The organism is Streptomyces sp. NPDC028928, from assembly GCF_055564915.1.
On sequence record NZ_JBVHVI010000023.1, the window covers coordinates 1 to 18,080 of the forward strand.

At 73.4% G+C, this 18,080-nt stretch carries 18 protein-coding genes, 1 pseudogene and 1 riboswitch; of the genes and pseudogenes, 10 read left to right on the top strand and 9 right to left on the bottom strand.

What is annotated here, in order from left to right:
• The 3 genes from ACZ4U1_RS37505 to ACZ4U1_RS37515 form a co-directional block, all read right to left on the bottom strand.
• Positions 1-758, bottom strand: a 758-nt coding sequence (locus ACZ4U1_RS37505; protein ID WP_467908650.1) for an amidohydrolase family protein, incomplete at its 3' end; no start/stop codon positions are given.
• Positions 755-1,642, bottom strand: coding sequence for an NAD(P)-dependent oxidoreductase (locus tag ACZ4U1_RS37510; protein WP_467908651.1), 888 nt, complete (start codon positions 1,640-1,642; stop codon positions 755-757). The genes ACZ4U1_RS37510 and ACZ4U1_RS37505, both read right to left, overlap by 4 nt.
• On the bottom strand, positions 1,639-1,977 hold the full coding sequence (locus tag ACZ4U1_RS37515) for an antibiotic biosynthesis monooxygenase family protein (protein WP_467908652.1): 339 nt from the start codon (positions 1,975-1,977) through the stop codon (positions 1,639-1,641). The genes ACZ4U1_RS37510 and ACZ4U1_RS37515 overlap by 4 nt, the downstream gene beginning before the upstream one ends.
• Before the next feature lie 287 nt (positions 1,978-2,264).
• Here ACZ4U1_RS37515 and ACZ4U1_RS37520 point away from each other — a divergent pair, with 287 nt between their 5' ends.
• From ACZ4U1_RS37520 to ACZ4U1_RS37540, 5 genes are all read left to right on the top strand, one after another.
• A complete protein-coding gene (locus tag ACZ4U1_RS37520; protein ID WP_467908653.1) occupies positions 2,265-2,912 on the top strand; it encodes a superoxide dismutase in 648 nt (215 codons plus the stop codon).
• Positions 2,913-3,085: 173 nt separating this feature from the next.
• Positions 3,086-3,463, top strand: coding sequence for a (2Fe-2S) ferredoxin domain-containing protein (locus tag ACZ4U1_RS37525; RefSeq protein WP_467908654.1), 378 nt, complete (start codon positions 3,086-3,088; stop codon positions 3,461-3,463).
• A 121-nt stretch (positions 3,464-3,584) separates the two neighbouring features.
• Positions 3,585-3,706: riboswitch (cobalamin riboswitch) on the top strand.
• Between the two features lie 36 nt (positions 3,707-3,742).
• Entirely contained in the window at positions 3,743-3,964 is a 222-nt protein-coding gene (locus tag ACZ4U1_RS37530; RefSeq protein WP_467908655.1) for a CbtB domain-containing protein, read from the top strand.
• 22 nt (positions 3,965-3,986) lie between these two features.
• Positions 3,987-4,739, top strand: a complete 753-nt coding sequence (locus ACZ4U1_RS37535) for a CbtA family protein (protein ID WP_467908656.1) — start codon at positions 3,987-3,989, stop codon at positions 4,737-4,739.
• A gap of 86 nt (positions 4,740-4,825) precedes the next feature.
• Entirely contained in the window at positions 4,826-5,164 is a 339-nt protein-coding gene (locus ACZ4U1_RS37540; RefSeq protein ID WP_467908657.1) for a hypothetical protein, read from the top strand.
• A gap of 18 nt (positions 5,165-5,182) precedes the next feature.
• Here the strand turns inward: ACZ4U1_RS37540 and ACZ4U1_RS37545 are convergent, their stop codons facing one another.
• Positions 5,183-5,764, bottom strand: a complete 582-nt coding sequence (locus ACZ4U1_RS37545) for a histidine phosphatase family protein (RefSeq protein ID WP_467908658.1) — start codon at positions 5,762-5,764, stop codon at positions 5,183-5,185.
• Positions 5,765-5,960: 196 nt separating this feature from the next.
• Between ACZ4U1_RS37545 and ACZ4U1_RS37550 the strand changes: the two genes are divergently transcribed.
• Positions 5,961-8,225, top strand: coding sequence for a heavy metal translocating P-type ATPase (locus ACZ4U1_RS37550; RefSeq protein WP_467908659.1), 2,265 nt, complete (start codon positions 5,961-5,963; stop codon positions 8,223-8,225).
• A 76-nt stretch (positions 8,226-8,301) separates the two neighbouring features.
• Here ACZ4U1_RS37550 and ACZ4U1_RS37555 read toward each other — a convergent pair whose 3' ends face one another.
• Positions 8,302-8,730, bottom strand: coding sequence for a PepSY domain-containing protein (locus ACZ4U1_RS37555; protein ID WP_467908748.1), 429 nt, complete (start codon positions 8,728-8,730; stop codon positions 8,302-8,304).
• A gap of 11 nt (positions 8,731-8,741) precedes the next feature.
• On the opposite strand from ACZ4U1_RS37555, the pseudogene ACZ4U1_RS37560 reads away from it, so the two are divergent.
• The 3 genes and pseudogenes from ACZ4U1_RS37560 to ACZ4U1_RS37570 form a co-directional block, all read left to right on the top strand.
• Positions 8,742-9,246 (top strand): annotated as a pseudogene (locus ACZ4U1_RS37560) (sensor histidine kinase); the annotation flags it as partial.
• Between the two features lie 124 nt (positions 9,247-9,370).
• Positions 9,371-9,571, top strand: coding sequence for a hypothetical protein (locus ACZ4U1_RS37565; protein ID WP_467908660.1), 201 nt, complete (start codon positions 9,371-9,373; stop codon positions 9,569-9,571).
• A gap of 82 nt (positions 9,572-9,653) precedes the next feature.
• Positions 9,654-10,988, top strand: a complete 1,335-nt coding sequence (locus ACZ4U1_RS37570; RefSeq protein ID WP_467908661.1) for an erythromycin esterase family protein — start codon at positions 9,654-9,656, stop codon at positions 10,986-10,988.
• Positions 10,989-10,996: 8 nt separating this feature from the next.
• Here the strand turns inward: ACZ4U1_RS37570 and ACZ4U1_RS37575 are convergent, their stop codons facing one another.
• Positions 10,997-11,638, bottom strand: coding sequence for a phosphoribosyltransferase (locus ACZ4U1_RS37575; protein WP_467908662.1), 642 nt, complete (start codon positions 11,636-11,638; stop codon positions 10,997-10,999).
• A gap of 238 nt (positions 11,639-11,876) precedes the next feature.
• Here ACZ4U1_RS37575 and ACZ4U1_RS37580 point away from each other — a divergent pair, with 238 nt between their 5' ends.
• Entirely contained in the window at positions 11,877-12,263 is a 387-nt protein-coding gene (locus ACZ4U1_RS37580) for a DUF2267 domain-containing protein (protein WP_467908663.1), read from the top strand.
• Between the two features lie 40 nt (positions 12,264-12,303).
• Here ACZ4U1_RS37580 and ACZ4U1_RS37585 read toward each other — a convergent pair whose 3' ends face one another.
• The 3 genes from ACZ4U1_RS37585 to ACZ4U1_RS37595 form a co-directional block, all read right to left on the bottom strand.
• Positions 12,304-13,287: a trypsin-like serine peptidase gene (locus ACZ4U1_RS37585; RefSeq protein WP_467908664.1), complete on the bottom strand. Its 984-nt coding sequence runs from the start codon at positions 13,285-13,287 to the stop codon at positions 12,304-12,306.
• 148 nt (positions 13,288-13,435) lie between these two features.
• The gene (locus ACZ4U1_RS37590; protein WP_467908665.1) at positions 13,436-14,323 is read right to left on the bottom strand and encodes an endonuclease/exonuclease/phosphatase family protein; all 888 of its coding nucleotides are present in this window, start codon (positions 14,321-14,323) and stop codon (positions 13,436-13,438) included.
• Between the two features lie 38 nt (positions 14,324-14,361).
• Positions 14,362-18,039 carry a CHAT domain-containing protein gene (locus tag ACZ4U1_RS37595; protein WP_467908666.1) on the bottom strand — a complete coding sequence of 1,226 codons (3,678 nt, stop codon included), beginning with the start codon at positions 18,037-18,039 and terminating at the stop codon, positions 14,362-14,364.
• Between the last annotated feature and the right edge of the window lie 41 nt (positions 18,040-18,080).

The following is an 18,080-nucleotide window of genomic DNA, read 5'->3' on the forward strand; positions in this document are numbered from 1 at the left end:
CCATGCCAAGCCTCCTCCGGGGGGGGTACTGTGCTCGCTCGGGACGCACCCCCCCCCCCCTCCCCCCCCCCGCCCCCCCCCCCCCCCCCCCCCCCCCCCCCCCCCCCCGCCGCCGTCTGCAGGCGCTCCGGCAGCAGCGCCATCGCGCCGCCGCCGGTCGCGCCGATCAGCCGCAGACCGGGGTACTTGTCCAGCCATCCCGCGAACGCGATCATGGCCATGCCCAGGGTGACATCGCCGAAGCGGCCGATCTGCTCCACGAAGCCGATCTCGTCCACCCGCTCCGTTCCCACCGGTTCGGCCGGGGCGTGCACCAGAACCGGCACCCCCGCCTCCGCGGCGAGCGCGAAGAAGGAGTCGGCGCGCGGCGAGCCGAGCAGCTCGCCGTGCACGCTGGACGTGGTGATCAGACCGACGAAGGCGGGGTCCGCCAGGGTCTCCCGCACCCCTTCGAGGTGATCGTCGTCGCCGAACGGGTTGGCGTACACGTAACCGCGCAACTGGTCCGGGAACCTGCGGATCAGCCCCGACATCCAGGCGTGGAAAGCGCGCAGCCGGTCGCGCGGCTGGGCGTAGTTGTCCACGCCCGGCACCCGCGCCATCGCGCCGGCCCCGACGGGGCTGCCGATGATGGTGAGGTCGATCCCGGCCTCGGCGCGCGCGGCGAGCATGCCGTCCACGTCGGTCAGGCTCGGCGGCATGGGGAAACGTTTCGCCGCTTCGGGTGGGGACAGATGCCCGTGGATGTCGATGATCACGTGTCGGTTCCCGGTTTCGGTGCGAGTGCGCGGGTGACCGCGGCACAGTCCTGGTCGCCCAGTCCTTGCTCGGTGGCACGGACGTGGGTCTCCGCCGCGGCGTTCACCAGCGGCAGGGTCAGGCCGACTGATGCCGCCTGCTTGGAAGCGAGCATGAGGTCTTTCGCCATCAGCCGCAGCCGGAAGTCCGGCTGCTCGAAGCGACCGGAGGCCAGCCGCCGGGACTTGAACGCCATCACCGGCGAGGCGAATCCGCTGCCCGCGATGGTCCTCAGGACCAGCTGCCGGTCGAGGCCGCAGGCGTCCGCCAGTTCGGTGGCCTCGGCCAGCGCCTGCACCTCTATGCCCATCAGCAGGTTGAGGAGCAGTTTCATCCGCATGCCGGAACCGAGTGCGCCCAGATGGACCACTTCCTTGCCCAGCGTCTGGAGCAGCGGGCGGGCGGTGTCGAACGCCCGCTGCTCGCCGCCGGCGAAGAGCCGCAGCTCTCCGCCGCGCGCGTGGTCACGGTTGCCGAGCATGCCGACGTCCAGGACCGCCGGGACCTCACCGGCGATCTGGACGACCTCCTCCGGGGCGACGGTGCTGGCGCAGATCAGGACGCCGGGGTAGGGGCCCTCGGCCAGCACGCCGCCCGGTCCGTGCAGTACGGCGCCGAGGGCCTGTCCGTCGGCCACGACGCACAGGGCGGCGCTCGTGCCCGCGACGGCGTCGGTGGGGTTGGCGGCCACGTAGGCGCCCGCCTCGGCGAGCGGCGCGGCCCGCTCCGGGGTACGGTTCCAGACCCGGACCTGTATCCCCTGGTCGAGGAGGCGACCGGCCAGTCCGGCGCCCATCGTGCCCAGGCCGAGGACGGCCACGGGGCCGTGGACGGGGGGCGTCATGACGCCACCCCCTTGGTCTCCTTGACGACGCGGAACCGCATCGACTGCCGCTGGTCGACCCACTGGCGCAGCGGGGCCACCAGTTCCTGGTGTTCCGCGCTCTGCTGCCAGGCGAAGAAGTCCTCGGCCGACCGCCATTCACTGGTGATGACCCACTGACGGGAGTCGTCCACGGGCTCGCCGAGCCGCTCGACGATGTGGCCGGGGGTGCTGGCCACGGACTTCCGAAGGTGCTCGTACAGGTCCAGGAACCCTTGCTCGCCGCCCTCGATCACACGGACCGCGAAAACGACGCTCAGCTTGTCGGCCGTCTGGCCCTTGTCGTTGGTGCCCACTGTCTCCTCCTGTGGTGAGAGCCGGAAGGACACGACACCAACGGACTCATGTCCCTCGTACGGCTGCAACTCCGAACGGGGGACGACCCAGTGGGGACAAGGGATACACGCTCCGTCATTACTCATTTCGGGTGACGGCGCCCATCCCTCGTGAGAGTGATCCGCGACCGACCGGGGTGTCGGGGGGCGAGGCGGGTCCTAGGACCAAGGGCTGATCGGCAGTCAGAATCTCCTGCTGTTAACGTGCACCTGCAAGTCATTCGCAATAATGTCGGAGGACGTTGGACATGGCGCTGTACACGCTCCCGGAGCTTCCCTACGACTACTCGGCGCTCGCGCCGGTCATCAGCCCGGAGATCATCGAGCTGCATCACGACAAGCACCACGCGGCCTACGTGAAGGGCGCGAACGACACCCTGGAGCAGCTCGCCGAGGCGCGGGAGAAGGAGGCGTGGGGCTCCGTCAACGGGCTGGAGAAGAACCTGGCCTTCCACCTCTCCGGGCACATCCTGCACAGCATCTACTGGCAGAACATGACCGGCCCGAAGGAGGGCGGCGGCGAGCCCCTGGCCGCCGACGGTGTGGGCGAGCTGGCCGAGGCGATCAAGGAGTCCTTCGGCTCCTTCGCCGCTTTCAAGACCCAGCTGTCCAAGGCCGCGGCCACCACCCAGGGTTCGGGCTGGGGCGTGCTCGCCCACGAACCGCTGAGCGGGCGCCTGATCGTGGAGCAGGTCTACGACCACCAGGGCAACGTCGGCCAGGGCGCCACCCCGATCCTGGTCTTCGACGCCTGGGAGCACGCCTTCTACCTGCAGTACCGCAACCAGAAGGTGGACTTCATCGAGGCGATGTGGCAGGTCGTCAACTGGCAGGACGTAGCCCGCCGTCACGAGGCCGCCAAGTCCCGCGCGAACGTGCTGCTGCTCGCGCCGTGACGCCGTAGCCCCTTCCGTACGGTGGGTCCGGGTGACGGGGGTGTCACCCGGGGATGACATGATGACCGCGACGTGAGGAGACGGCGGGGCGGATCTCCCGGGTCCCCCGGGTATCCCGGGGTCTCCTGGACCTTCCGGATCGCCCGGATCTGCCGGGGAGGGGATGGGTGGGCGTGTCCGAAAGGCCGACGGACGGGACAGCGGGCGCACCGGTGCCCTGCCGGGTCGTCGTGTGCCGGGACTGCTGCTGCGGCAGCCCCAAGGTGACCGGCGACCACGCGGCGCAGACCGCGCGGTTGCGGGCGGAGGTGCCCGTGCGCATCTCCGACTGCCTCGACGTGTGCGACCAGGCCAACGTCATCGTCGTACAGCCCTCCACGGCCGGCCGGGCCGCCGGCGCGCGGCCCGTCTGGCTGGGGCTCGTCAACGACCCGGAGGCGACCGAGGACATCGTCGGCTGGGTGCGCGCCGGCGGCCCCGGCGTGGCACCGCGCCCGGACATCCTCGACCTGTACGCCTTCACGCCCCCGCGCCGGCACGGGGAACCCTGAGCCTGGGGCGGACACGCCTTCCCCGGCAGGCACGCCTTTCCCGGCAGTCCTCCGTCCGGCACGAGAGGAAGATCACCCGGCCGGAGGCGGTCTTGGCCGGAGGCCGGTCGCGCGGTACGGTCTCTGCGATATCGACGACGGTACGACGGAAGCCGGTGGGAATCCGGCACGGTCGCGCCACTGTATGCGCCACCCGCAAGGGTGTTCGTGAGTCAGACCCGTGGCCGTCGTCCTGTGCACCACCGAGATGGGACGCGAACTCCCAGAGGAGGTTCTGCCATGGCGCAGACCGTCGCCCAGCCGACAGCCACCACTCCCGCCGTCCCCGCCAAGCTGCCGCTGAAGGCGGTAGCTCCCTGGGCGGTCTTCTTCGGCATCCTGATGCTGGTCCTGCTCTACTTCGTCGGCGCCGAGCAGGGCGCCACCTCCGTGTTCAACGGCACGGACGTCCACGAATGGGTGCACGACGCCCGCCATCTGCTCGGTTTCCCCTGCCACTGACGCGAGGGGACTCCGCTCACTCATGAATTCCGCAACCGTACGGAACCTTCTCGTACGGGGCATGCTCGCCGGCCTCGCGGCCGGCGTGCTCGCCCTGATCGCGGCCTACTTCCTCGGTGAACCGAACGTCGACAAGGCGATCGGCTTCGAGGACGCCCACGCCCACGAGCACGAGGTGGAAGTCGTCTCGCGCTCCTTGCAGTCCACCGCGGGACTCGCCACCGGCGTCCTAGTCTACGGGGTCGCCTTCGGCGGCATCGCCGCACTCGCCTTCTGCTTCGCGCTCGGCCGGGTCGGCCGCTTCGGCCCGCGGGCGACCGCGCTGCTGCTGTCGGGCTGCGCGCTGCTCACCGTGTACGTCGTGCCGTTCCTGAAGTACCCGGCCAACCCGCCGTCGGTCGGCGACCCCGACACCATCGGCAAGCGGACCACCCTGTACTTCCTGATGATGCTGCTCGGCGTCCTGCTGGCGGTCGGCGCCACCCTCCTCGGCAAGCGCCTGGCACCCGTCCTGGGCACCTGGTGGGCGACCGTGGCCGCGGTGGCCGCGTTCGCCGTCGTCATCGGCCTCGCCTACGCGTTCCTCCCGGTCGTCAACGAGGTGCCGAGCGACCTCCCGGCCACCCTGCTGTGGCGGTTCCGCCTGTCCGCGCTGGCCGTCCAGGCCGTCCTGTGGGGCGGATTCGGCCTCGCTTTCGGCGAGTTGGCGGAGCGGCTGGTGAACCCGAGGCCGGAGCCGGCCGCGAGGAGGGGAGCGGTCCCGGCCGCGCGCTGACTCCTTCCGGACAACAGAGGGCCCTCCGGAACCATCCGGGGGCCCTCTGGCGTTCCCCGGACACCGGCGATCAGCGGAGGAACCGAGTGGCCAGACACCCCCAGCCGCGCCGCATCACCCTCGGCGGCCGCGAAGCGGTCGCCCTCACCCCGGAGGAGTACGAGCGGCTGGTCGCCAGCCGACGGCAGATCGGAGGCCAGAGCGCCCGGGTGCGGGTCCTCGCCCAGCAGGCGAAGCGCACCGAACGGCTCCTGCGCGACCTTCAGACGCTGATAGACACCCGCGGGGACGCCTGCCGCGAAGAGGCCCAGCGGCCGGAGCCGGCCTGCCCCGACGCCGCGTCCGCGGAGGGTGGCACCGAGGCGGCATGCCTGCGCTGCGCGCTGGCGGCGCTGCTCCGCCGACACCGGAACCCGGCCTCCTGAACCACCCGTCTCGAAAGGTCAGTCGGGCTCCGGCGCGGACAGCGGACGTCCCAGCCGTAGATTCCAACGCCCGGCCCGGCCGCTGAGTCCGGTCACGGTCAGCGGTGGCACATCGAGGCGCCAGAAGACCTCGGCGGGCACGCCCAGCGCCGCCACCACCGCGGCCCGCACCACCTCCGGCTCGACCACGGCGAGCGTACGGCCCTCCACGGCCTGGGCGCCGGCGAGCCAGCGCGCGACCCGCCCGCACAGGTCCTGGACGGACTCGCCGCCGTGCGGCGCACAGCCGGGGTCGGTGAGCCAGCGGCCCACCGCCTCGGGCTCGACGGCCCCCACCTCGTCCAGGGTGCGGCCTCGCCAGCGGCCCACATCGAGCCCCGCCAACTCCGGTGCCGGCACACCCTCCAGGCCCAGGGCCGAGGCTGTCTCCGTACACCGCACGCTGGGGGAGACCAGCACACGGCCCGCGGAGGGCAGCGACCCGGCCGCCGCACGGGCCCGCGCCGTGCCGCCCTCGTCGAGCGACCCGCCGTCGTCGAAGCGGGCCTGCCGCAGCGACGCGCTCATGCCGGGCGAGACGAACAGGACTCGGCTGGTCACGCGGTCGCTCCTGTCACGGGTGGGTCATGCGGGCGCGGTGAGGCCGGTGTCATGGGCGGCGGTGCCCGGCCCCCTGGCCCGCCCCCGCGAACCTAGCATCCGGACACACCTTGCGCCGCATACAGGTGGGGGGTATATGGTGGAGCCGTTGTCAGGTACCCCCAGGGGGTATGCGAAGGAGCTGCGAGGAGCAGACATGTCCACCACCACCTCCGGTGCCGCCGAGGTCGAACTGGCCATCGGCGGCATGACCTGCGCCTCGTGCGCCGCCCGCATCGAGAAGAAGCTCAACCGCATGGACGGCGTCGAGGCCACCGTCAACTACGCCACCGAGAAGGCCAAGGTCACCTTCCGCGAGGACATAGCCGTCGCCGACCTGATCGCCACCGTCGAGGCCACCGGCTACACCGCGCGCGAACCCGAGCCGGTCCGCCCCGAGACGGAACCCGGCACCGGTCCCGCCCAGGAGGAGGCCGGCGAGCTGCGGCCCCTGCGGCAGCGGCTGACCACCGCCGTCGTCCTCGCCCTGCCGGTGATCGCGATGGCGATGGTCCCGGCACTGGAGTTCGAGTACTGGCAGTGGCTGTCGCTGACACTGGCGGCGCCCGTGGTGACGTACGCCGCCTGGCCGTTCCACAAGGCCGCCTGGACCAACGCCCGGCACGGCGCCGCCACCATGGACACGCTGATCTCGGTCGGTACGGCGGCCGCGTTCCTGTGGTCGCTGTGGGCGCTGTTCTTCGGCACGGCCGGCACGCCCGGCATGACCCACCCCTTCGAGCTGACCATCGCCCGCAGCGACGGCGCCGGGAACATCTACCTGGAGGCCGCCGCCGGGGTGACCGCCTTCATCCTGGCCGGCCGGTACTTCGAGGCGCGCTCCAAGCGCAGGGCGGGCGCCGCGCTCAAGGCCCTGCTGGAACTGGGCGCCAAGGACGTCACCGTACTGCGCGGCGACCGCGAGGAACGCGTGCCCGTCGCACAGCTGAGGACCGGCGACCGCTTCCTCGTCCGCCCCGGCGAGAAGATCGCCACCGACGGCAGGGTGATCGAGGGCTCCTCCGCCGTGGACGCCTCCATGCTCACCGGCGAGTCCGTCCCCGTCGAGGTCGGCGTCGGCGACGCCGTCACCGGTGCCACGCTGAACGCCGGCGGACGCCTGGTCGTGGAGGCCACCCGGGTCGGCGCCGACACCCAGCTCGCCCGGATGGCGAAGCTCGTGGAGGACGCCCAGAACGGCAAGGCCGCCGCCCAGCGGCTCGCGGACCGGATCTCCGGCGTCTTCGTGCCCGTCGTGATCGCCCTCGCCCTCGGCACCCTGGGCTTCTGGCTCGGCAACGGCGCCGGACTCACCGCCGCCTTCACCGCGGCGGTCGCCGTCCTGATCATCGCCTGCCCCTGCGCCCTCGGACTGGCCACCCCGACCGCGCTGATGGTCGGTACCGGGCGCGGCGCGCAGCTCGGCATCCTCATCAAGGGCCCCGAGGTCCTGGAGAGCACCCGCAAGGCCGACACCATCGTCCTGGACAAGACCGGCACCGTCACCACCGGCCGGATGACCCTGCTGGCCGTCCACACCGCCGAGGGCACGGCCGAGACGGACGTGCTGCGGCTGGCCGGTGCCCTGGAGCACTCCTCCGAGCACCCCATCGCCCAGGCCGTCGCCGCCGGAGCCGCCGCCAGGACCGGCACGCTGCCCGTCCCGGAGGACTTCGCCAACGTCCCCGGACTCGGGGTCCAGGGCGTCGTCGAGGGACACGCCGTCCTCGTCGGGCGGGAGCAGCTGCTCACCGAGTGGGCCCTGTCCCTGCCGGCCGGGCTGCGCCGCGCCAAGGACGCCGCCGAGGCGGTCGGTCGTACGGCCGTCGCGGTCGCCTGGGACGGGGAGGCCCGCGCGGTCCTCGAAGTCGCCGACGCCGTCAAGGAGACCAGCGCGGAGGCCGTCCGCCGGCTGCGCGCCCTCGGGCTGACCCCCGTCCTGCTGACCGGTGACAACCGGGCCGTCGCCGAGACCGTGGCCGCCGAGGTGGGCATCGACCCCGAGCACGTGATCGCCGAGGTGCTGCCGCAGGACAAGGTGGACGTGGTCAAGCGCCTTCAGGGCGAGGGGCGTTCGGTGGCCATGGTCGGCGACGGCGTCAACGACGCGGCGGCCCTCGCCCAGGCCGACCTGGGCCTGGCCATGGGCACCGGCACGGACGCCGCGATCGAGGCCGGCGACCTCACCCTCGTCCGCGGGGACCTGCGGGTCGCGGCGGACGCCATCCGGCTCGCCCGCAGGACGCTGGGCACCATCAGGTCCAACCTGTTCTGGGCGTTCGCCTACAACGTCGCCGCGCTTCCGCTGGCCGCGGCGGGGCTGCTCAACCCGATGATCGCGGGCGCGGCCATGGCCTTCTCGTCGGTCTTCGTGGTCGGCAACAGCCTGCGCCTGCGCGGCTTCCAGCCCGCCGACCGGTAGCCGGCGACACGGCACGCGCCCACGGGCCCCCGACGGATCGGCCGTGCAGCCGCCGGGGGCCGCCCGGGCTGTGCCGTCAGTCCTCGTCGTGGTCGTCGTCGGTCTCCATGGCCGCGACCCTGCCGGTCCCCGCGTCGACGGTGACCTCGTGCCCGGTGCCCCGCGCGTCGGTGACGTCGATCTGCCAGGTGGTGGGCCTGCCGTGGTCGTCGTTCAGTTCGGCGGCGGTCGCGGTGCCGGCGACTGCGGTGAGTGCCGTGTTCACGGCCCTGGTGATGCCGGTTTTCGGGGACGTGGTGCGGGCCGCGTCGTCGGCGTCGTCGTCCTGGTCGGTCCGAGGCCGGGTGACCGTGCCGTCGGACGCGTCGACGGTGACCTCGTGCCCGGTGCCCCGCGCGTCGGTGACGTCGATCTGCCAGGCCGGCTTGCCCCGGCCGCCCTTCAGCTCCACGGCGGTGACCGTGCCCGGCACGGACGTCGTGGCCCTGGCGGCGGCCTGCTTCAGGCCGAACTCGGCACCCCGGGCTGCTGGACGTCCCCGACCTGCTGCACGACGTCGTACGGCTCCAGCACCTGGCCGCCGACCTGCTCCTGCCGGCCCGCCTCGACGCCGGCGAACGCCCCGCCGACGGGCTGGTCGACCTCGGAGCGCTGGTGCGCGAGGAGGTGGCCCGGCGCGCGCCGGCCGACCGCGTCACCCCCGCCGTCACCACCACCGGCACCGCGCCGGAGGTCCGCGGCAGCCGCGGCCGGCTCGCCCGTGTGCTGGGCAACCTGCTCGACAACGCCCAGCGGCACGCCTCCACCGCGGTCACCGTGTCGGTGACCGCGACACCGGACACCGTGACGCTCACGGTCGCCGTGCGACGAGGGCGGTGCCGGCTTCGGACTCGCCGTCGCCCGCGATGTCGTCCGCCACCACGGCGGCACCCTCACCCTCGCCGACGCCCGGGACGGCGGCGCGGTCTTCCGGGTCCGGCTGCCACGCGCACAGCGAACGGCGGTGCACACCCGTCCATGACCCGGGCCCGGTGGGTTTACGGTGGTCCTGTGGGCTCTGCCCGGCCGTGGGACGCAGCCCGCACCATCCGGCTTCGCCGGACCGTACCGCTCCTGCTCGTCCGGGGGGTGCCATGAGAATCGAAATGATCCAGAGGGCCGCCAACGTGCTCTTCGACGTGCCGGACGACACGCACGAGGAGATCATCACGCTCATCGACGCGGTCACCCACGACGCCCGGACGCACGCACCGGACCTGGCGGCCGCGTTCGGGGAGTGGTGCTGGCTGGTGTACACGGTCCACGGCGACACCATCGAGGTGCTGGACGTCGGCTGCGCCCGCTGACCCGGCCCTCGCGCGCTCCCCGCGTTTCGGCGCGTGAGGCGCCGGGAACCCGGTGCCGCACCCGCGGAAATGGGGGTACGCCGTGCCCGACATCCACCAGGCCGGCATCCGGAGCCAGGCCCTCCCGCTGACAGACCGGGCGTCGCTCGACCCGCTGATGGAGCGCATCGGCGACGCGCGCTACGTGCTGCTGGGCGAGGCGTCCCACGGCACCGCCGACTACTACCAGGTGCGTGACATGCTGACGCGCCGGCTCATCCAGGAGAAGGGCTTCTCCTTCGTCGCGGTGGAGGGCGACTGGCCGGACTGCGAGGCCGTGCACCGCTCCGTGGTCGCCGCGCCGGGCGCGCCCGAGGACCCCGGCGAGGTGCTGGCCGGCTTCAGCCGCTGGCCCACGTGGATGTGGGGCAACACCGACGTCGCCGCGTTCACCCGCTGGCTGCGCCGGCACAACGAGCCACTGCCGCCCGAGCGGCGTGTCGGCTTCTTCGGGCTGGACGTCTACAGCCTCTGGGAGTCGCTGCACGCGGTGCTCGCCCACCTGCGCGAACACGACCCCGACCGCGTGGAGCCCGCCCTGGAGGCGTACCGCTGCTTCGAGCCGTACGCCGGGGAACCGCAGTCGTACGCCATGTCCACGCGGTACCTCCCCGAGGGCTGTGAGCCGCAGGTCGTCTCCCTGCTCACCGAGCTGCGGCGGCGGTCCGCGGGGACGGGCGCCGGGGACGGCTCGCTCGCGGAGTTCGCCGCCCGGCAGAACGCCGAGGTGCTGGCCGGAGCCGAGAGCTACTACCGGGCCATGGTCGACAGCGGGCCCCAGTCCTGGAACATCCGCGACCACCACATGGCCGACACCCTGGACCGGCTGATGGACCACCACGGCCCCGGCGCCAAGGCGGTGGTGTGGGCGCACAACACCCACATCGGCGACGCACGCGCCACGGACATGGCCGACACCGGCATGGTCAACGTCGGCCAGCTGGTGCGCGAACGCCACATGGGCAAGGGCGTGGTCCTGGTCGGGTTCGGCGCGCACTCCGGGACCGTGCTCGCCGCGGACGCCTGGGGCGGCGTACCGCGGATCATGGACGTGCCGCCGGCGCACTCCGGCAGCCTGGAGGACCTGCTGCACCAAGCACTGCCGGACGAGCGGGCCCTGTTCGTCTTTCCCCACGTGCAGCTCCAGCATCCGCCGGCCGCCGGCCGGGCGGCCGAGTGGTTCCACGAGGAGCACGGTCACCGCGCGATCGGCGTGGTCTACCGGCCGCACGTCGAGCAGGTCGCCAACTACGTGCCCACCGTCCTCGCCCAGCGCTACGACGCCTTCTGCTACCTCGACCGCACCCGGGCGCTCACCCCGCTCCACCCCCTGGCCGCGGACAGCCGGGAGGAACAGACCTGGCCCGTCGGCGTGTGACGGCGTGATCAGTCCTCCCGCAGCGCCTGCAGCACCTCCTCGTCCGTGACCTGGTCGAAGCGCTCGTACCACTGGCTCACGGCGAGGAAGGTGCCCGGCCGGCACAGGCACAGCAGTTCGTCGGCCTCCCCGCGCAGCAGACCGGCCGCCTCGGGCGAACACACCGGCACGGCCAGGATCACACGCTCGGGCGACTCGCGGCGGACGCGGCGCAGCGCGGCTCGCGCGGTGGAGCCGGTGGCCAGACCGTCGTCCACGACGATCGCGGTGTGTTCGCGCAGGTCCGGAGCGGGCCGGCCCCGCCGGTACAGTTCCTCCCGGCGACGCGCCTCCGCCCGCTCGCGCGCCACCACGTCCGCCAGGGCGCTCTCGCTGAGCCCCAGCCGTTCCAGGGCGCCGGTGTCGAAGAGCGGAGGGTCGTCGCCCGTGAGCGCGCCGACGCCGACCTCCTCGTGGGACGGTGCGCCGATCTTGCGGGCGACGAGCACGTCCAGGGGCGCTTCGAGCGCGTCGGCGACCTCGCGGGCGACCACCACACCGCCCCGGGGCAGGGCCAGTACGACCGGATGCGCGAGCGCCCCCTTCTCCTGCTGGATGCGCAGCCGCGCGGCCAGTTCCCGCCCGGCGTGCCTGCGGTCATGGAACTGCATGCCCTGTCGGCTCCTTCCACCCTCACCGACCACCGGGGCCGGCTCCCCGCTCGGCCTCCTGGACCGCGGACCTCTCCAGCGGGCGAGTACCCGACGCCCCTCCCCACCACACCCGCGGCCACCACGGGTCACCAGCGGAAACCCGTTCCCCGCTGTTTCCCCTGCCCGTCCGACGGGCACCCGGAGCCGGAACACGAGGGACACGGGCCGCGCGGCGGACGGACAGCAGGAGGGCACCGTGAAGCTGGCGGAATTTCTGGCTCAGGTCCGGGATCGCGGGGAGTACCGCAGCCAGGAGGAGGCCGAGGACATCAGTACGGCGGTGCTGGGGGTGCTCGCCGCACGGATCACCCCCGAGGAGGCCGACGACCTGGCGGCGCAGCTGCCCGCCCCGCTGGACGACGTACTGCACCAGGAGCGGGAGGGGCCGCAGTCCCTCGGCCGTGAGGAGTTCCTGCGGCGCGTGGCCCAGCGGACGGGGGCGCGGCCGCGGACCGCGGAGTGGGACGCCAGCGCGGTGCTGTCCACCGTCGCCGACGCGGTCTCCGGCGGCGAGGTCAACCACCTGCTGTCCCAGCTGCCGGCCTCGTACGCGGAGCTGTTCGGCCGGCCGGGGCTGAGCTGACGCGTCCGTCCAGGCCGAACAGCTCGCCCCGACCCTGCCCCTAGGAGGCCTGCGCCTTGTCGTACAGGGCCTTGACCACGTCACCGAAGTACGGCCCGAACATCCGGTTCGGCAGGAACGTGTAGCCGAAGCTGTTCACGGAGACCTGCAGGCCGGTGCCGGACGCCTCGGTGAAGCCGGTGAACCAGGGGCCGCCGCTGGAGCCGCCCGTCATGTTGCACCCGAGGCTGTGGTCCTGCGAGAACAGGAAGTCCTTCGAGCTGTTGCCGCTGCAGTAGATGAGCTTCGTGCCGTCGTACGGCGACGCCGCCGGGAAGCCGAAGGAGTACATCGGCTTGTTGTAGCCGCCGTTGAACTGGATGCCCTGGGCGCCGACGACCGAGGTGAGGGTCTTGCCGTTCAGGGGGCTGACGACCGCGGCTCCGACGTCGTAGTTGATGTCCTCGCTCGCCTCCCACTGCGGGGTGGTGAGCGTCTTGGCCGCGGTCCACTGGCCGTACGGCGCGTTGCCGTTGTCGTAGGCCGGTACGAAGACCCAGTTGGTGTGCCAGCTGCCCTGGTACTTCACGCAGTGCCCGGCCGTGATGACGGTACTGGCGTTCTGGCTGGTCACGGCGTTGCCGGTGCAGGAGGCGGTGCGTCCTTGGAAGGTGAAGAACACCCGGCCCGAGGTCGTGACGACGGCGCCGCCGCCGGTCCAGGGGCCACCGGCCTGCGGGAAGGAGGCGAGGGCGGCGCGGGTGGGCGCGACGGTGGTCGAAGGCCCGTGGGCTTCCGGGGACTTGAGGTTCCTGGCTGCCTTCTCGGTCAGCAGCAGATCGAGGGGAGTGGCGCTGCGCATGCGCTCGGCGGTCCAGAAGGCGCGTGCCTTGTGCTGTGCGGTCGCCGAGGCGGTGTGGGCCGCGGCCGACGGCGCGGAGGGCGCGGCGTCGGCGGCCCCGGCGGTCCCGGCCTGGACGAGGCCCCCGGTGAACAGGGCTCCGACGGCCAACAGAATGCCCGCGGCGGTGCGATGGCGTCTCACGCAGGTCTCCTTCTGCCGTGCCCGGACTGGTCGAATCCGGGCAGGGTGGGGGAACGAAGAACGGTGCGGATGGACGTGCGTGAGGCAGGGTGCCACGGGAACCGTGAATTGTCAGGAGCACGTAAAAGATGATTCCGTGGGGCGCAGGTCAGCGGCCGCGCCGGCGCAGCAGGAGGTCGGCGACGACCGGGCGGTGGTCGGAGGCCGTGGTCGCGGACGCGTGCGCGCCGGTGACGGTGACGTCCGGGGAGACGGCCACGACGTCGATCCGCTTGACCGGGTCGACCGCCGGGTAGGTCTTGCCGCCGTCCGGTGCGGCATCGGCCAACGGGCCCCACAACTCAGCCAGTTCCGGGGCGCCCGGCTCGGCGTTGAAGTCCCCGAGGAGGACCTTCGGGCCCGCGTCCTCACCCAGAACCGCCAGCATGTCGTCGACCTGGGCCCGCCGGACCGAGGGGTCCGCACGGTAGTCCAGGTGGGTCGTGTACACGTGTACGGCGACGCCCCGGACCCTGACCGTCACCTCGGCGAAGCCCGGCGCGGGCGCCGGCACCGGATCCGGGGTCTGCGTGGACAGCCGGGTGATCTCGTGGTTCCGCGCGTCCCGCACCGGACAGCGGCTCAGTACGGCGACCCCGTACTGCCGCCGTTGCCCGTCCGTCGTCGTGGGAGGGAGGTCGTAGATCGGCGCGAAGAAGACCCGCATGCGCAGCCGTACGGCCAACTCCCGCGCCTCGTCGGCGAAGTCGCTCCGGGCGCCCCAGTGCACGTCGACCTCCTGGAGGCCGATCACATCGGCGTCGAGGTCACGGATCGCCGCCGCCGTGCGGTCGAGGTCGAAGACGTTGTCCTGGCCGGCTCCGGCGTGGATGTTGTAGGTCGCCACGCGCAGCGGCACGCGCGCCGCGTCCGGTCCGGTGCCGGCCGTCCGGTCCGCCGCGGTGGCGCCCGGCGCCGCCGCGCCGAGAGCCGCGGTGACGGCGAGCACGGCGGCGGCGAGCACGCGGCGGGCGGGGCGTCGGGGTATGCGGTCCACTGAATCCTCCCACGGAGATCCTGTACGCCTACGGAAGCTCAACTCACCTGGGCGGGCGCGGGGTTGCCCTGGTGGGTGAAGGCCGCCCAGTGATGGAGGTCGCCCAGATCGGAGCGTTCGGCCTCACACCGGAGCGGGTCGTCCAGGTCGAACGGGAGCGTGCGGTGCGGGTCGAGCATCCACGACTGGGCCGCGCGCAGGGCATCGGGCGGGGCCAGCCCGCCGGCCGTGAGGTGGTGGTGGAAGACGGCCATCATCACGGCGGTCGCACTGTCCCGCACGGCCCACCGCGACCCCACGACATCCGCGGCGCCCCGCGTGACCAGTGCGGTGGCCAGGGTCAGGCCCTCGTCGTGATGGCGCGTGCTCAGGTCCGTCTCGCAGGCGCTGAGCACGACCAGCGGGCCGGCGGTGTCCGACGGGACGTCGGCGGCCCCGTCCATGATTCCGGCCACGGTGAGCCGGCCGGACTCCGGGCCCGCGCCGGGCGGGCCGGCCAGCCGCAGCGCGGAGTCGGTGGGGCGCGGCGCGGCCCGGGCGTGACAGGCCAGGTGGACCACGGACGCCGGTGACGAGCCGCCGGGCAGCACCGCCAGCAGTTCCTCCGGTGTGCCCGCGGCGTCCGGTTCCTCCCCGGTGCCGAGGAACTCGCCGTAGCGCAGCGCCCGGGGATAGCAGGAGGCGCGCAGCGCGTCCGCCTCCACCTCGGCCCAGGGCAGGGTCAGTTCCGGGTCCGCGACGAGCACCTGCCGCCCGTCGGCGGGGGACATGCGCCGCCGGCCGGCCGCGGTGAGGAACTGGGTGCCGGACGGGGCGTAGCTGATCACGGCCTCCTGGCAGGCGTACCGGTGGCCCTGCTCGCCGGCGCTTCCGGTCCGTGCGGCGTGCCACGGTACGACGCCGAGCCGGCCGCAGGGCACGAGCACGATCCGCGGCGGCCGGACCGGCGAGGGCTGCGTGGCCGGCTGCGGGCGCACCGCCGAGAGCACCGGCCCCATCACCGCCGGCCAGGCCCAGTCGCACAGTTCGCGCAGCGCGGCCTGCCAGTCCATCTCGAAGGCGGCCCGGAACGACGCGTGCATGGCCGGGTGGGTGAGCGCCCGGGAACGGTGCGCCGCGGCTTTGAGGTAACGCTCCAGCGGTGCGCTGCCGGGGCGGATCAACCGCGGCAGCGGCAGCATCGCGGGGTCGGCGCCGGGACGCAGGATGAGCGCGTGACCGGGGTACGAGCCGCCGGCCGGGGGCAGGGGCGTGCCGGCCAGCAGGTAGACCAGGGCGTCCGTGCCCGAGGCGGCCAGACACTCGGTGAGCGCGGCCACGTCCGCGATGCCCACCAACGGGCGAGTGCCCCGGCGCTGTCCGGGGAGGGGACGGACCCCCAGCGCGGCCAGTGCGCCGCGCCGCAGGGCGCTGGGGACCGGCGGGCCGCCGGCCGGCGGGGCCGGCGTGCCACCGGTCTCCGGCCGCAGCGGGGCCGCGGGAAGCTGGGCCCGCCACTGCCGGGCCAGTTCCGGCCGGCCGGCCGCGTCGAGGAGTTCGGGGATGCTCCGGGACGCGGTGACGGCCTGGTGCACCAGGGCACGTCCCCTCTCCAGATCGGCCACGGCGTCGGCCGGCCGACGCAGCATGAGGGCGGCCCACGCCAGCCGCTCCGCCAGCAGATCCCCGTTGAGGGCCGCGGACAGGCCGTGGTCGGCCCCGGACTGGAGCAGGACATCGCCGGCCAGCTCGTCCAGCGCCTGGCGGGTGATCTCCAGGAACGCCCGTGCGTCCGCGTCGGCGTGCGGCCCGCGCCGGGCGCTGCGCATCACGTGGGCCTCGGCCAGCTTCGTCAGGACGTCCACCCGGCGGTGTTCGCCACGTCCCTCGGCGAGCAGCGCCCGGGCACGGGTCAGCTGGGTGATCGCGCCGTCCAGCAGCGCCGGGTGGTCCAGGCCGCGCACGACGGACAGGAGCAACCGCAGGCCGAGCCTGGCACGCCAGTCGTACTCGTGGTTTCGATACACCACCGGCGCGTCCAGCTCACGCTCGATCTCGGCGACCATGCGTTCCAGGTCGGCCAGCTCCGCGGCGGCGTCCACCGTCTCGGCCGCCCCGGGCTCCCCCCGCGTGAAGGCCTGTCGCCCGTCCGAGCACAGCTCGTCGAGCTGAGCCAGCCGCTTCTCCACCTCGCCGCGCCACCTGTTGTCCGGAGCCAGTGCGCTGTGCCGGGCGCGCAGCTCGCCGACGAGGCGCGGCAGTGCCGCGTGGTCCCCGGTGCGCTCCGCGCGATGCAATTCGCGGTCCGCGGTGGACAGGAGCAGCTCCAGGGCGAACGGCGCGTCGAGCGGCAGCGAGCCGTCCTGTCGCAGGGCCGCGTCCAGCTCTCGTACGGTGGCCAGCGCGATGTCCGCGTCGTGGAAGCTGCCGCCGTTCGCGGCGGCCTGCTCCAGGAGGTCGGCCAGCTCCGCCCGCAGGGCCAGCACCCACCAGGAGTCCGGCGGGCTCGCGTCGATCGCTTCCGCGAGCAAGGCGGCCGCATCGTCCAGGTAGCCCAGATCGCCCGTCCGGTAGGCCAGCAGCCGGTCGATGCGGGCCGCGTGGCGCCGCTCGTACAGGCCGAGCTGGAGAGCGAACACCCGTACATCACCGTCGAGATGAGCGGCCAGACCCGGCTCGAGGGTGAGCCCGGCCGGCCAGTCGAGGAGACGGTCGCCTCCGTCCTCGGCCGGGTCCGGCGCGGGCCGCCGCACCGTGCGGAAGTCGGCCGCTCCGGGCTCCAGGATGTCCACCGCCACCAGGAGGTAGGCGTGGAGCCTGGCGACCCGGGCCCGTTCCGGTGCGTCCGGTGGCAACGCGTCGAGCGCCCGCAGTACCGCATCGGCGGCGCGGCTCATGCCGGCGGCCCCGGCCGCGCTGCCGACGGTGGCCCGGCGCAGCAGCGCCATGGCCCGCGGGCCCAGCTCCAGCACCTCCTTCCCGTCCTCGCCGCTCCGCGACCCCAACGCCGGGACCAGCCAGACCAGAACGCGGGTGAACTTCGCCGTGCCGCACGCGCCGGCCAAGGCCACCAGGCCGCGCACGGCGTCGAGCAGTGCCTCCTCGGGATCGTCCGGGGCACCGGCCTCCTGCTCGCCGTCGGGCGCGGCCTGGTCCGTGGCCACCGCCGCGGCCGTGGTGCCGGAGGAGACGAGGCCGGGGGCCGTTATCCGCTCGATGACCTGCTTGAGGTCCGCGGTCCGCTGCTGGAACTCGGCGTCGAGCGGGGCCTCGGCGATCCGGCCGATGACCTCCCTGGCCTCGGTGAGATCCCGGCGCACCGACTCGGTCAGCAGCTCTTCTCCCTGGCCGGGGGTGAGCAGCGCGTCCCGCAGGACGGTGCCGGTGCCGTCGCCGCGCGGCAGGGCCCAGGGCGTGAGCAGGAAGACCAGCATGATGCGGGCCTGGACGACGAGCGGGTTGTCCGGCGCCCCGTGGCGATCCACCCACCGCAGACGCCGCAGTACCGCCTTCCGCTCCCAGGAGGCGGAGTCCGACGGCGTGTACTCGCCCCTGATCAGGCAGTACGTACCGACCACCACACTCAGGACGACGAAGACGCCGGAGAAGTCCTCCCCGTGCTCCCGCAGCGCGGTCTCAAGGCGGTGCAGCCGGTGGGCCACCGGAATCAGCGCCTCGGCCGACCCGTCCGTGGCGCCGTCCAACAGCCGTAGGGCCTCGCGGACGGCTTCGGCCACCTCCTCTTGCCGTTCCGCAGACCCGGCACCCTCGCCGCCCC